This window comes from Microbacterium croceum (genome assembly GCF_023091245.1).
Lineage (GTDB): Bacteria > Actinomycetota > Actinomycetes > Actinomycetales > Microbacteriaceae > Microbacterium > Microbacterium croceum.
Map to the genome: position 1 here is coordinate 551282 of NZ_JAHWXN010000002.1, position 12181 is coordinate 563462.

Annotated in this window: 12 protein-coding genes; 5 read left to right on the forward strand and 7 right to left on the reverse strand. The window is 69.6% G+C overall.

Going from position 1 to position 12181, the window contains the following annotated elements:
- Window positions 1-54: 54 nt before the first annotated feature.
- Genes KZC51_RS16785 through KZC51_RS16795 form a run of 3 tightly spaced genes read right to left on the reverse strand, consistent with a single transcriptional unit; the run spans window position 55 to window position 3574 of the window.
- Entirely contained in the window at window positions 55-1239 is a 1185-nt protein-coding gene (locus tag KZC51_RS16785) for an acylneuraminate cytidylyltransferase (RefSeq protein WP_247631144.1), read from the reverse strand.
- Window positions 1236-2597 (reverse strand): polysialyltransferase family glycosyltransferase, encoded by a 1362-nt coding sequence (locus KZC51_RS16790; protein WP_247631145.1) that lies wholly within the window; start codon window positions 2595-2597, stop codon window positions 1236-1238. The genes KZC51_RS16785 and KZC51_RS16790 overlap by 4 nt, the downstream gene beginning before the upstream one ends.
- Entirely contained in the window at window positions 2594-3574 is a 981-nt protein-coding gene (locus KZC51_RS16795; protein ID WP_247631146.1) for a glycosyltransferase family 2 protein, read from the reverse strand. Before KZC51_RS16795 ends, KZC51_RS16790 begins: the two co-directional genes overlap by 4 nt.
- Window positions 3575-3728: 154 nt before the next feature.
- On the opposite strand from KZC51_RS16795, the gene KZC51_RS16800 reads away from it, so the two are divergent.
- Both KZC51_RS16800 and KZC51_RS16805 read left to right on the forward strand, forming a co-directional pair.
- Window positions 3729-4589 (forward strand): hypothetical protein, encoded by an 861-nt coding sequence (locus tag KZC51_RS16800; protein ID WP_247631147.1) that lies wholly within the window; start codon window positions 3729-3731, stop codon window positions 4587-4589.
- Window positions 4590-4617: 28 nt separating this feature from the next.
- A complete protein-coding gene (locus KZC51_RS16805; protein ID WP_247631148.1) occupies window positions 4618-4920 on the forward strand; it encodes a DUF4229 domain-containing protein in 303 nt (100 codons plus the stop codon).
- A gap of 85 nt (window positions 4921-5005) precedes the next feature.
- Here the strand turns inward: KZC51_RS16805 and KZC51_RS16810 are convergent, their stop codons facing one another.
- The 3 genes from KZC51_RS16810 to KZC51_RS16820 all read right to left on the reverse strand — a co-directional run bounded on the left by KZC51_RS16810 (window position 5006) and on the right by KZC51_RS16820 (window position 6900).
- Window positions 5006-5986 (reverse strand): 1,4-dihydroxy-2-naphthoate polyprenyltransferase, encoded by a 981-nt coding sequence (locus KZC51_RS16810; RefSeq protein ID WP_247631149.1) that lies wholly within the window; start codon window positions 5984-5986, stop codon window positions 5006-5008.
- Window positions 5987-6061: 75 nt separating this feature from the next.
- Entirely contained in the window at window positions 6062-6352 is a 291-nt protein-coding gene (locus tag KZC51_RS16815; RefSeq protein ID WP_247631150.1) for a DUF4287 domain-containing protein, read from the reverse strand.
- Window positions 6353-6429: 77 nt separating this feature from the next.
- A complete protein-coding gene (locus KZC51_RS16820) occupies window positions 6430-6900 on the reverse strand; it encodes an Lrp/AsnC family transcriptional regulator (protein WP_247631151.1) in 471 nt (156 codons plus the stop codon).
- 72 nt (window positions 6901-6972) lie between these two features.
- On the opposite strand from KZC51_RS16820, the gene KZC51_RS16825 reads away from it, so the two are divergent.
- Both KZC51_RS16825 and KZC51_RS16830 read left to right on the forward strand, forming a co-directional pair.
- Window positions 6973-8412, forward strand: a complete 1440-nt coding sequence (locus KZC51_RS16825; protein WP_247631152.1) for a DUF6421 family protein — start codon at window positions 6973-6975, stop codon at window positions 8410-8412.
- A 131-nt stretch (window positions 8413-8543) separates the two neighbouring features.
- Window positions 8544-9197 (forward strand): SDR family NAD(P)-dependent oxidoreductase, encoded by a 654-nt coding sequence (locus KZC51_RS16830; protein WP_247631153.1) that lies wholly within the window; start codon window positions 8544-8546, stop codon window positions 9195-9197.
- A gap of 21 nt (window positions 9198-9218) precedes the next feature.
- Here KZC51_RS16830 and KZC51_RS16835 read toward each other — a convergent pair whose 3' ends face one another.
- Complete coding sequence (locus tag KZC51_RS16835; RefSeq protein ID WP_247631154.1) at window positions 9219-10682, reverse strand: MFS transporter; 1464 nt, start codon at window positions 10680-10682, stop codon at window positions 9219-9221.
- 276 nt (window positions 10683-10958) lie between these two features.
- Between KZC51_RS16835 and KZC51_RS16840 the strand changes: the two genes are divergently transcribed.
- The gene (locus tag KZC51_RS16840) at window positions 10959-12026 is read left to right on the forward strand and encodes a threonine aldolase family protein (protein ID WP_247631155.1); all 1068 of its coding nucleotides are present in this window, start codon (window positions 10959-10961) and stop codon (window positions 12024-12026) included.
- Window positions 12027-12181 lie beyond the last annotated feature (155 nt).

Sequence of the window (12181 nt, forward strand, 5' to 3'; positions counted from 1 at the left end):
CCTGGCTACGCCTCGCGGGTGAACGCCATGCGACCGAAGAGTTACCGGCACCGGTCAGCTCGACAACACCCGCTCGATGAGCTCTCGCACAGCCCCGTGTCCTCCGCGCCGGGTGAGCACGACGCGCGCCTCCTCGAGTACGAGCGGATGCGCGTCGGCGACGGCCACCGGCCACCCCACGATCCGCATCGCGGGAAGGTCGTTGACGTCGTTGCCGAGATACGCGATATCGTGCAGCGCGACGCCGACCTCCTCCGCCCATCCACGCAGCGCCGACTCCTTGTCGTCGATGCCGTGCAGCACGGGCACCCGCAGCTTCTCGGCTCGCGACCGCACCACCGGGTTGACCTCGGTGGAGAGGATCAGCATCGGCAGCCCCGCCCGGCGCAGCAGCGCGACCCCCATCCCGTCCTCGCGGCTCACCCGCACGCGTTCCCGCCCGTCCGCGTCGACGAGGGCGGTGTCGTCGGTGTGCACGCCGTCGAAGTCGGTCACGACCGCCTGCACGGCGATCCGCTCGACCTTGTCGTGCCGCGCGGCGAGCGCCCTGGCGATCTCGAGCTGCTGCGCGTCGTCGATCTCGATCGCCGACCACTCCGGCACCTCGGCGATGCGGATCCGGCCGAAGAAGCGATGCCTGCTCTCGCGGAAGCCATCCGCCCGGAAGACGTAGAAGGCGCCGGTCTCGAGATGGTGCGGCTCCCGGTCCTGACGCCGCGGACGATGCGCGGCCTCGTGGTTGATCGCGACCGCCGCGCCGTCGGTATCCCGGCGCCAGAGGAACCCATACGTCGCGTGCGCCGAGAACACGCTGTCGGCACGACCGGCCGCGACCTCGGCGACGGCCGCGGCGAGCGCGTCGCTCGGGATGAACGGCGACGTCGCCTGGAGAAAGGCCACGATGTCGTAGTGCTCGCCCTGCGCCTCGAACTCGTCGAGCGCGTGCAGGATCGCGCTCTCGGACGACGCCGTGTCACCCGAGATCTCGGCGGGGCGGCGCATCACGCGTGCTCCCGCGGATGCCGCGACACCGGCGATCTCGTCGTCGTCGGTCGACACGACCACCCGCTCGATGCCCGCCGCCAGCGCCGAACGCACACCCCGCGCCACCAGGGCGATCCCGCCCACGCGCTGCAGGTTCTTACGCGGGACGCCTTTCGACCCGCCGCGCGCCGGGATGATCGCCACCGTGCGCGGGGGCGCGTCCGTCATCACCTGTTCGGCGTTGTCGATCATCATCGTCCTCGCATCACTCGCCACACCCGTGCTGCACGGTTCCGCGCCCCGAGAGCCGTCAGCCGCCACTGCTCCACCCGCCCCACTCCCCCCGCGGAGCGCAGCATCCGTCGCACCGGCCTCTCGGCGGGCGCTCCAGGCAGACGCAGGAGCGACAGCCGCTCGGGGGCGAAGTAGCGGTCGCGCTCCGACGGGGCCAGCGTACGCAGCAGTAGTTCGGCCCGCGGCCGCAGGTGCCCGGCGATCTCCGGCTGCATGGCGTGGCCGAGCGCATCGATCAGCAGCTGCAGGTGCGCGGGATCCGCGGCGGGGACATCGTCGCGGGTGAGTGCATCGACGATCGCCAGCGGCACGCGGTTGCTGTTCTCGAAGGGCGCCAACCGCGCGAGGAGGCGCGTCGTCCCCGCCGATCCCACCGGAATGCCGAGCGTCGCCCGCACGGTCGGCAGCGCGGTCGAGAACCCCGCCACCACGGCGACCGCGTCGATCCGCTCGGCGAGCACCTCGGCGGGCAGCGCTCCGCGATACTCGGCGTACTCGAGCCCGAGCGAGAGAACCCGCTCTCTGACGGCATCCGACTGCAGCGGCGGCGCGGCGGGGTGCGCCTTGAACACGACTCGCTGCGGCGACCACGTCATCGCGCGATCGACCAGGTCGCGGTGCAGAGCCGCCTCCTCGCGGACGGACAGCAGCCCGAGCGCCGACAGGTACTGGCCCAGCACGAGCACGGTCGGCACCGCGTCGTCCAGCGCCGCACCCGAGGCATCGACCACCGGTGCACCGGAGTCGGTCTCGCGCAGCACCTGCTGGAAGCGACTCGGCGGCACCGGGAGCGGGGTCGCGAAAGGCGATCCGACCAGCGGCCGCACTCCCGGCACCACGTCGGCGTACACGACCTGCCCGATCCGCGCGGCGACCAAACGACCGAGTGCGACCCGCATCGGCGAATAGGTCATCAGCCCGTCGCCGATGATCGACAGCCGCGCGCGCGGGAAGATCGACATCAGCGTCCGCGCGGGCGCCACCTGAGGGCTCTGCACGAACAGCTCCAGGTCGCCGGGGTCGATACCCCAGGCGCGCGTGAGCAGCTTCTCCAGCAGCGGCAGATCCGCGTCGGACGGCTGCCAGTCGCTCGGATGCTGCGCTCCCAGCAGCACCCCGAGGTCTTCGACGCGGTCGAATCGCCCCCGCAGCGATTCCAGCGACGGGTCGATGCCGATGCCCACCACGGTCTCGGGCACCCGGGCCGAGACGAAGGGGACGAGCACGCGGTCCGCCGCGTCGCCGAGAAGGCCCTCATCGATCGCCGCGACGGCGGTCGCGAGTCCGTAGGTGCTGTGCACCGCGAACAGCTGAGTCATCGCGCCTGCCCTGAGCCGCGGAGGCTGGAGGCGAGCACTCGGCGGCGAGGACCGTCGAGCCGGGCCACCGCCGCCTGCACCTCGGCGTGCGGCAGACGCTCGAGCAGGCCGCGGATCGCGGCCCGCATCTCGCCGCGCAGCGCGCGGGGCATCCGACGCGATCGCACCAGATGATGAGAGCTGAGCGCGAGCGCCGTCCACACCGCCTTGGGCAGGAACCGCTGCGACTCCGGATCGATCTCGACGAGGTCGACGACCTCCGACATGGCCCGGGCGAAATCCAGCTGTCGTCGATCGCGCACCTGTGTCAACGAGGTCGAGACACCGCGACGATAGAGCAGCGCCGGGGCATCCACCACCGCGAAGGACTCCGCCTGCAGGTGCAGCCGCCAGATCCAGGGCCGGTCCTCCGCCGTGAACAGCCCGGGCGAGAACCCGGCCAGGCCGTGGTCGATCACCCGGCGATGGAAGATCCCCGCCCACGCGAACGGGTAGTCCACCATCGTCGACTCCGTGTCCGGAAGGATCGCCTCACGCGGCGGCACGAGCTGCTCGCGCCACGGGTGCGGTGCCCGCACGAGCGTACGCACCCCGTCGCGAACCGTCACATGGTCGGTACGGACGAAATCGGCACCGAGGTCCCGCAACCGCGTCGCCAGCACGGCCAGGCGCCCCGGCTGCATCCAGTCGTCGCCGTCGACGAAGCAGAACGACTCGGCCTCGACGAGCGCGAGCCCCTGGTTGCGGGCGCTCGCGAGTCCGCGAGGCGCAGGATTCACGATCACCTCGGCATTCGCGAAGCGCGCGGCGTAGCGGCGCATGAGATCCCCAGTCCCGTCGTGGGAGCCGTCGTCGATCGCGACGAGCTGGAGCGCCGAGGGGTCGTCGAACTGCCGCAACAGGGTCTCCAGCGTCGTCGCGATGTACGCGCCGGCGTCCTTCGCGGGCAGGATGACGGTGACGAGCGGTCTGCGCACGGAACTCCCGGGGGTGGACGGTGCCCGCATGGTCTCAGTCGCGCATGGCGGGATGCTGACGCCGCGGTAAACGCGGGGTGTCCTGGTCACGGGACCCCCGCGGATCGGCGACGATGGACAGATGCTCTGGTCTCGGCACTCGCACGGTCGCCCGATGCGCCGCCGCGTGCGCGAGACGGACGAACTGCGTTGGTTCACCGCACGGGCCTGGACCACGCGGTGGTATCCGCAGGGCATCGATGTGGGCGCGTGGCGCGGTCGACGCACTCTCGCGGTGAGCTGGTTCCGGCAGGACCGCAGCGGCAGTCACCTCGCCTCCCGTGTGGTGCTGATCGACCTGCAGCGCTCCCGCCACATCGACATCGCCCTCGCGATCGAGGAGGACGGCGAGCTGCAGCCCGCCCGCATCCACACCGGAGGGATCGCGTGGTTCGGTGATCGGCTGTTCGTCGCGGCGACCACGCAGGGCATCTGGGAGTTCGACCTCAGTGCGGTGCACGAGGTGCGGGGTGCCGTCGCGCGACGCGTGCGCGGGATCTCGGGACGTCGTCCCGGCGCGCGGTCGCTCGTGGCGGTGCGCACGCGGGTGCACCCGGTCGCCCTGCGCTGCTCCTTCCTCGGCCGCGTGTACGACGAGGACGGCATCTCCCTGCCGCGGGTGCTGATCGGCGAGTTCCGCTCGGATGACCGCGGTCGTATCGGCGAGTTCGCGATCCCGTCCGGCGCAGACGGTGAGTTCGAGGAGAAGGACCGGTTCGTGCCGGGCATCGGCCACATGCAGGGCGCGGTGCGCGGGGGCGACCAGGTCTTCGTGTCGCAGTCCGACGGGATGCGACCCGGCACGCTGTGGTCAGGACCGGTCGGAGCCCTGACCCCGCACGCGTACCGGCTGCCCGTCGGCTGCGAGGACCTGGCGCTCGACCCCGAGGCGAGGATGCTGTGGTCGCTGGGCGAGCATCCGCGCAAGCGCGTGGTCCGCGGCATCCCCTTCGCATGGATCGGGCTCGAAGGCTGAGCTGCGGCCGCGCGTCTAGACTGGTGGGGTGAAGCCTGCACCCCTCCTCGTCTACACCGTGCTGCGGCTGCTGGCGTTCCTCGTCCCCCTCGCGATCATGTGGTTCTTCTTCCCGATCTTCCGGGAGTTCTGGTGGCTCGCGGCTATCTTCGCCGCGCTGATCGGCACCAGCATCTCGATGCTCTTCCTGCGCGCGCCGCTGTCGAAGGCGTCCGCCGAACTGCACGAGCGCCGCGAGGGACGCACCTCCGCACGCCAGGCCGACGCCGACGCCGAGGACGCGGTCGTCGAGGGTGCCGCCGTGGAGGATGGCACCACTACCCGCGACTGACCGGTCGCATATCGTCGCGTCCGCCCCTGCGAAGCGACCACTCCCGACCACTCCTCAACCGGCGGGATGCCGCTGCCCGCGTGTGTCAGCCGGCGAACGCCCAGAACAGCGCGCCGGCGTAGAGCAGTGACGTCAGCGACGTGAGCGCGAGGGCGATCACGAGTTCGCGCGGCTGACGGTAGGTCCAGACGATCAGCACCGCGGGCAGTCCCGCCAGCAGCGCCAGCAGAGAGATCCAGGCGATCGGGAACACCAGCGCGAGGAACACGGCGATCCCGAACGGCACCAGGATGAACAGCGTGAACAGCACCTGGGTCGCGCGGCGGCCGATCAGCACGGTGAGCGTGCGCTTGCCGACCTCTCGGTCCTGATCGATGTCGCGCAGATTGTTCGCCAGCAGCACGGCGCAGGCGAACAGGCCGGCGGCGACCGCCCCGAGCCAGGCCTGCTGCGGCAGCTGGAACACCTGCACCCACGTGGTGCCGAGCGTGGCGACCAGGCCGAAGAACACGAAGACGAAGACCTCGCCCAGACCCGCGTAGCCGTAGGGCCGCTTGCCGCCGGTGTAGAACCACGCGGCCACGATGCAAGCCGCACCGACCGCCAGCATCCACCACTGCTCGGTGCGCACCACGATCGCGAGGCCGACGAGAGCCGCGAGTGCGAAGAAGCTCAGCCCGATGATCAACACCGTGCGGGGCTTCACCCGCCCCGAGGCGGTCAGTCGCGCCGGTCCCACGCGCACGGCGTCGGTGCCGCGGATGCCGTCGCTGTAGTCGTTCGTGAAGTTCACGCCGATCTGCAGCAGCACCGCGACGGCGAGGCACGCGAGGGCGATCACCCAGTGGAACTCCGGTCCCGTGCTGCGCGCCGCACCGGAGCCGATGATGACCGGAGCCGCGGCGAGCGGCAGCGTGCGCAGTCGCGCGGCGCCGATCCAGTCCGCGGCCGTGACCGGTCCGGCTTCGACGACGGGGCGTCGAGCAGGGTTGCCGCTGGTGCGACTCGGGGTGCGCGGGGTGCTCTTGGTGCGCGCAGAACTCTTGCGCTTCGACGATGCTGCCACGCTCGGAATCCTACTGGGCGCGCTGATGACACCCCTCGACAGGGTCGCGGCTTCGCGCGGCCTCGGCGAGCGATCTCAGGCGTCGGGGTTGGAATCCTTGCCGTCGAGCCAGAGCGTGTCGCTCTTGTCGCCGTGCGCCCCGGGCTTGCCGACGTGCTTGTCGCCGATCTTCGGGCCCTTGGTGATGACGTGCACCAGTGCCATCGCATGGCCCTGGCCCAACTGGTACTCCTCTTTCAACCACGCGACGATCGGCGTCGCCTTGGTCGTCTCGTCGAACCCCTTCGCCTTCGCGAGTTCGATGAACTGGCGCGGGGTGAGGCCGGTCTTGGTCTCGATGTTGTCGAGGTAAGCCTGGAAGGACATGAGCTCTCCTGTGTTCAGCGGTGCGACAGCCATCATCGCCGAGCGCACAGCGGATGACAATGCCGACGGAGCGCTTGTCAAGACTCGACTGCGTCCTCGGTGGCGAGGGGCAGGATCGGCCGGTTCTCGTAATAGGTCTGCAGCACGACGGTCGTGCGGGTGCTGACGGATGCCGCCGTGCGGATATCGCGGACGAGCTCCTCCAGCGCGCGCGGCGAAGCCACCCGCACGAAGAGCATGTAGCTGGCGTCACCGGCGATGGAGTGGCAGGCCTCGATCGCGTCGAGGTGCTCCAGCAGCTCGGGGGCGTTGTCGGGCTGCGCAGGGTCGAGCGGGGTGATCTCGATGAACGCGGAGAGGGGCGTACCCACGAGCTCGGGGTCGAGGATCGCGCGATAGCCGGTGATCACGCCGCGGGTCTCGAGCCGCCGGAGCCGCGACTGCACAGCCGACACCGAGAGGCCGACGGCATCCGAGAGCTGGGAGAGCGTCGCGCGTCCGTCACGAGCGATCTCCGCGACGATCGCGCGGTCGACAGAATCATCCATGGATGTAAGATTATCGTCAGTATCCCGTTATGACCGGAAAATTTCCGGCATGCCGCATGATCGGAGGTTTCGATGTCCATCATTTCCGCCCACAGCTCTGCTGCACAGGCCATCGTCGGCGAACCCGAGGTCGTCGAGGATGCCTCTCTGGCCGAGCAGTCGAGCGCCTGGGCCCAGCTCAAGGACGCCGCGATCGCGATCCGCGAGTTCCAGATCAAGGACGGCTCCATCCCGGATGCCGCGCACCACGCCACCGCGCGTGACCTCGTGCGTGCCATCACCGCAGCGATCCGCGCTCTCGCGCCCGCCTTCCCGCACGACGCGGAGTACCTGGCCGCCTCGATCGTCGACTTCGACCGCTGGGCGTCCGGGGACTTCGGCGTGCCGGACTTCCTCGACTCGCTCATGGCCTTCCAGCCGCAGCAGCACCGCGTCGACGGCATCCGTCACCTGGTCGTGTTCCCGATGTACACGCAGAACGGCTCGAGCGACCGCCTGGTCGAGGCCCTGATCGTCGAGACGATCTGGCCGGAGTTCATCGCGGCGCTCGAAGCGGGCGACTACGGAAACAAGCTGTTCGTCTCGCTGCGTCTCGTGGACTTCACGCCCGGATACGACACCAACTCCGCCGTGCTCTTCCCCGAGACCGTCGCGATGCGCGAGATCCCGTCGTTCACGTGGGGCGCGATCTTCCAGGACCGCGAGGCTGCCCGGTACCGCCGGGTCACCCGCGCCGCGGCCGAGATCACCAACCTCGACCTGCCGGAGCGCGCAGCCGCGATGCTCGACGACCAGCAGGTGGCCGAGAAGACCTTCGTGATGTGGGACATCATCCACGACCGCACCCACATGCGCGGCGACCTGCCGTTCGACCCGTTCATGATCAAGCAGCGGATGCCGTTCTTCCTGTACTCGCTGGAGGAGATGCGTTGCGACATGACCGCGTTCCGCGAGTCGGTGAAGATCGAGCGTGCCCTCGCCGCCCGTATCGCGGCCGGCGAAGTGCTCACCGAGACCGAGCAGGAGATGCACGACTACGCGCATCTGGTGCAGTACGCGGTGATCTTCGACCGCATCTTCCGCTTCTCGATCACCGGCACCCGCACGCGCAACTACGACGCGGTCGGCGGTCAGCTGCTGTTCGCGTGGCTGCACCAGCGCGGCGTGCTGCACTGGACCGACACCGCGCTCGCCTTCGACTGGGAGAACGTGCCGGATGCCGTGGTGGCACTGGGCGACGCGATCGACGACCTGTACTGGCACTCGATCGACCGCCCGAAGGTCGCGCATTGGCTCGCCGCCTACGAGCTCGTCCGCGGCACGCTCACGCCGCATCCGGCGTCGCAGTGGGCGCGCGGCTTGTCCGACGAGATCCTCGCCGGTGCGCCGAAGGGCTACACGGATGCCGTGATGGACGACGAGTTCCCGCTGTCGATGTTCTTCGAGACCCTCGACAAGAAGATGAAGCCCGTCATCGAGTCGACGGTCGGCATCCGCGGCACCGACGACTGACCGTCACGCGCCCGAGGCGCGTGTGAATGCAGCGCTGGGGGCGCACTGCTTCTGCGGCCGGAACCACTTTCTGCGGATCATCCCGCCGGTTCTGGCCGCAGAAGTGTCTTCCATCCGCGAAAGTGAGAGACATGACTGACCACCAGGACATCTCCGGACGCACGGTTCTGCTCGCTGGCGCGACGAGCGCGGCCGGGCTCGAGGTGACGCGTGCGCTGCGAGCCTCCGGCGCACAGGTCATCACGACCGGCCGCTCGGCCGAGCGGTTGCGGGACCTCGCGGATGCCGGTGCACAGGTCGAAGTCGCTGATGCGACCTCCCTCGCCGACATGACGGACCTGGCTGCCCGTGTCGGCCACGTGGATGCCGTCGTGCCGCTGGTAGGCGGGTGGCGCGGTGGCGGCGGGCTCGCCGGGCAGAGCGACGAGGACTTCGCCGCTCTGCTCCCCGCGCTCGAGGCGGTGCGCGCGACCAGTCGCGCCTTCGACGCGGCGCTGGAGGCGTCGGATGCCGGACGCTTCGCGATCGTGTCATCCACCGCCGTCGCCCGACCCCTCGCTGGGGGCGCGAACTACGCCGCGGTCAAAGCCGCGAGCGAGGCCTGGACCCGCGCCGTCGCACAGGGCTTCGCCAAGGCAGCCCGCGAAGCGGGAGAGCCGCTGCGCGCAGCATCCGTCGTGTTCCGGGCGAAGACCCTCGACCCGCAGAGCCTCGCGGCGCGGGTCGTCGCGTTGTGGGATACGGATGCCGCAGACCTCAACGACCGCGTGATCGACCTGGGCTGACGCTCGGTCGGCACTCGGTCGTCACCACGCGTCCGGGGGCATCCCCGGAACGATCGGCGGAGCATCCACCCTCCTGACGCCCTCCCGCGATTCCCTCGCCGGCGACACGGCATCCGGCACGGCGCTCTCGTCGCTCCCGGCATCTGTCTCGTCGTCCCGCTCGGGGGCAGGATCCGGCGCGTTCGCGTACAGCTCGGTGAGCTGACGGTAGGACTTCGTGAAGAACGCGAGCGTGCCGACCACCACCATGATCAGACCGGCGAACAGGCAGATCAGCGCGATGCCACGGGCCTCGCCCTCGCCGAGGAGCCATCCCCACTGCTGCTGTCCTTCCGCCGTCTTCATGTACGGGATGATCAGGAACTCGGCGATCGGGGCGATCAGGAAAGCGGTGATCGGGGCCGCGGCCGCCTCCATCGCGGCGGCGACACCGAACACGCGCCCCTGACGCTCGAACGGCACGACCTTCTGGATCACGGTCTGCTCCGCCGCCTCCACCGGAGGCACCAGCGCCATGTAGACCCACATGCCCAGCACATACAGCGGCCACCACTCGCGCAGCATGAACACCGAGCCCAGGAGCCCCATCGCGATCACGACCAGCAGCATGGTGCGCATCGGCTTCGCGCCGAGACCGAACTTCGCGACCACCAGCCCGCCGATCAGGAACCCGGTCGAGGCGAACGCCAGCGCGAAACCCCACAGCTGGGCGTTGAACAGGGTGAGTCCGTACGGATCCATGAGCGCCATGTAGACGCCGCCGATGAGGTTGTTAAAGGTCGAGAAGATGATCAGCGCGAACAGTCCGGGCGCGAGCCGGATCGCCCGCACACTCCCACGGAAGTCCAAGGCGCTCTTGGCCTCGGGGTCGACCTCGGGAGCGCCCTCCGGGATGCGGATGAACAGCAGGTGCGCGAAGGTCAGCACCATGGCGGCGATCGCGATCGCGAGGGTCCACCCCATGCCGAGGAACCCGATCGAGAGCCCCGAGAAGACACTCGTCACCAGGAAGGCAAGACCCTGCACGGTGCCGACGAGGCCGTTGGCGTTCGCGCGCTTCTCCTCGTCGACGAGCAGTGTGACCGTGGTCGAGAGGGCGATGTTGCGCAGCTGCTCGATCACGCCGCCGAAGAGGATGACGGCCGAGAACAGCCAGAACCACGGGCCGCCGAGGTCGAGCAGCGCGCTCTCGGGCTGCGAGACGTACAGCACTCCCGCGAGCAGGAACGCCATCGCCGAGATGACGCTCGAGAGCAGCATGACCGTGTGTTTGCGGTGCCGATCGACGATCGTACCGAAGAGCATCGCGAAGAACGCGACCAGGAGCATGTACGCTCCGCCGATGATCCCGGTGGCCAGCACGGACTTCGTCTCGATGTACACCCAGAACGTGAGCGCGAACCACAGGAAGCTCGTCGTGACGTTGGCGATCAACGTGTTGACGAGGACATTGGCGAAGGCGGTCTTCGCTGCGGTGCGCTGCATGTTCCGAGGGTAGAGCGCCCCTCCGACATCCGGAACCCCTCCCCCGGACCTTCTCCCGAGTCGACGGTTCACCGACGGATCGGGGCCGACGATCCACGGAGATCAGGACGATCGGCGGAGGTTCTCCCGTCGATCGGTCCGTGATCCGTCCGTTCGTCCGTGATCCGTCGGCAGCTCGACGAACCCGTCGGCAGCTCGACGACCCCGCACCCCCGGCCAGGGGGAATCGGGCGCCCGTCCGCCGGCCGCGGCGAGCCGGGGCCGTAGGCTGTATCGGTGACCATCCAGCATGACCCCGCGATCCGGGGCTTCGCCAGCGACAACTATTCCGGCATCCACCCCGAGGTCCTCGCGGCCATCGCGGAGGCCAACGACGGGCACCAGGGCGCATACGGCAGCGACGTCTACACGGCGCGGCTGCAGGAAGTCTTCCAGGAGCAGTTCGGCGACGGTGTCGAGGCGTTCCCCGTGTTCAACGGGACCGGAGCGAACGTCACCGGGCTCCAGTCCATGCTGCCGCGCTGGGGTGCCGTGATCGCGGCATCCACGGCGCACATCAACGTCGACGAGGGCGGGGCCCCCGAGAAGATCGGCGGCTTCAAGCTGCTGACGGTCCCGACCGACGACGGCAAGCTCACCCCGGAGCTGATCGACCGCGAGGCCTGGGGCTGGGGCGACGAGCACCGCGCACAGCCGCTGGTCGTCTCGATCACGCAGTCGACCGAGCTGGGTACCTTGTACACCGCGGAGGAGATCCGCACGATCGCCGACCACGCCCACGAGCGCGGCATGAAGCTGCACCTCGACGGCGCCCGCCTGTCGAACGCGGCCGCCGCGCTCGACCTGCCGCTGCGCGCGTTCACCCGCGACGCCGGCGTCGACGTGTTGAGCTTCGGCGGCACCAAGAACGGCGCCATGCTGGGCGAGGCGGTCGTGGTGCTGAACCCCGCGGCATCCGAGGGACTCGTATACTCCCGCAAGTTCAACATGCAGCTGTCGTCGAAGATGCGCTTCGTCTCGGCGCAGCTGATCGCACTGCTCGAGGGCGATCTGTGGCTGCGCAACGCCCGTCACGCGAACGCCATGGCCGCCCGTCTGCGCCGCGAGATCGAGGACGGCATCGCGGCAGGCTCCATCAACGGCGTCTCGTTCACGCAGCCGACGCAGTCCAACGGCGTCTTCGCCACGGTCCCGGACGGGGTCGCCGATGCGCTGCGCGAGTCCTTCCGCTTCTACGACTGGGATGCCGCGCGCAACGAGGTGCGCTGGATGTGCAGCTTCGACACGCACGAGTCCGACGTCGACGCGTTCGTCGCCGAGCTGTCACGCCTCACGGCCTCCTGAGCCGCAGGCGCAGACGCGCGCGCGGACACGGGCACGGGCGCGCGGCCACCGAGTGCACGGCTTGGTGCCGAGCGCACGCCTTGGCTGCGTCAGCATCCCGTGCACTCGCCAGCATCCCGTGCACTCGTCAGCATCCCGTGCACTCGCCAGCATCC

Coding starts and splice junctions, on each gene's coding strand:
- KZC51_RS16785 (WP_247631144.1), bottom strand. CDS start 1,239: ATGATGATCGACAACGCCGAACAGGTGATGACGGACGCGCCCCCGCGC.
- KZC51_RS16790 (WP_247631145.1), bottom strand. CDS start 2,597: ATGACTCAGCTGTTCGCGGTGCACAGCACCTACGGACTCGCGACCGCC.
- KZC51_RS16800 (WP_247631147.1), top strand. CDS start 3,729: ATGCGCCGCCGCGTGCGCGAGACGGACGAACTGCGTTGGTTCACCGCA.
- KZC51_RS16815 (WP_247631150.1), bottom strand. CDS start 6,352: ATGTCCTTCCAGGCTTACCTCGACAACATCGAGACCAAGACCGGCCTC.
- KZC51_RS16820 (WP_247631151.1), bottom strand. CDS start 6,900: ATGGATGATTCTGTCGACCGCGCGATCGTCGCGGAGATCGCTCGTGAC.
- KZC51_RS16825 (WP_247631152.1), top strand. CDS start 6,973: ATGTCCATCATTTCCGCCCACAGCTCTGCTGCACAGGCCATCGTCGGC.
- KZC51_RS16830 (WP_247631153.1), top strand. CDS start 8,544: ATGACTGACCACCAGGACATCTCCGGACGCACGGTTCTGCTCGCTGGC.
- KZC51_RS16835 (WP_247631154.1), bottom strand. CDS start 10,682: ATGCAGCGCACCGCAGCGAAGACCGCCTTCGCCAATGTCCTCGTCAAC.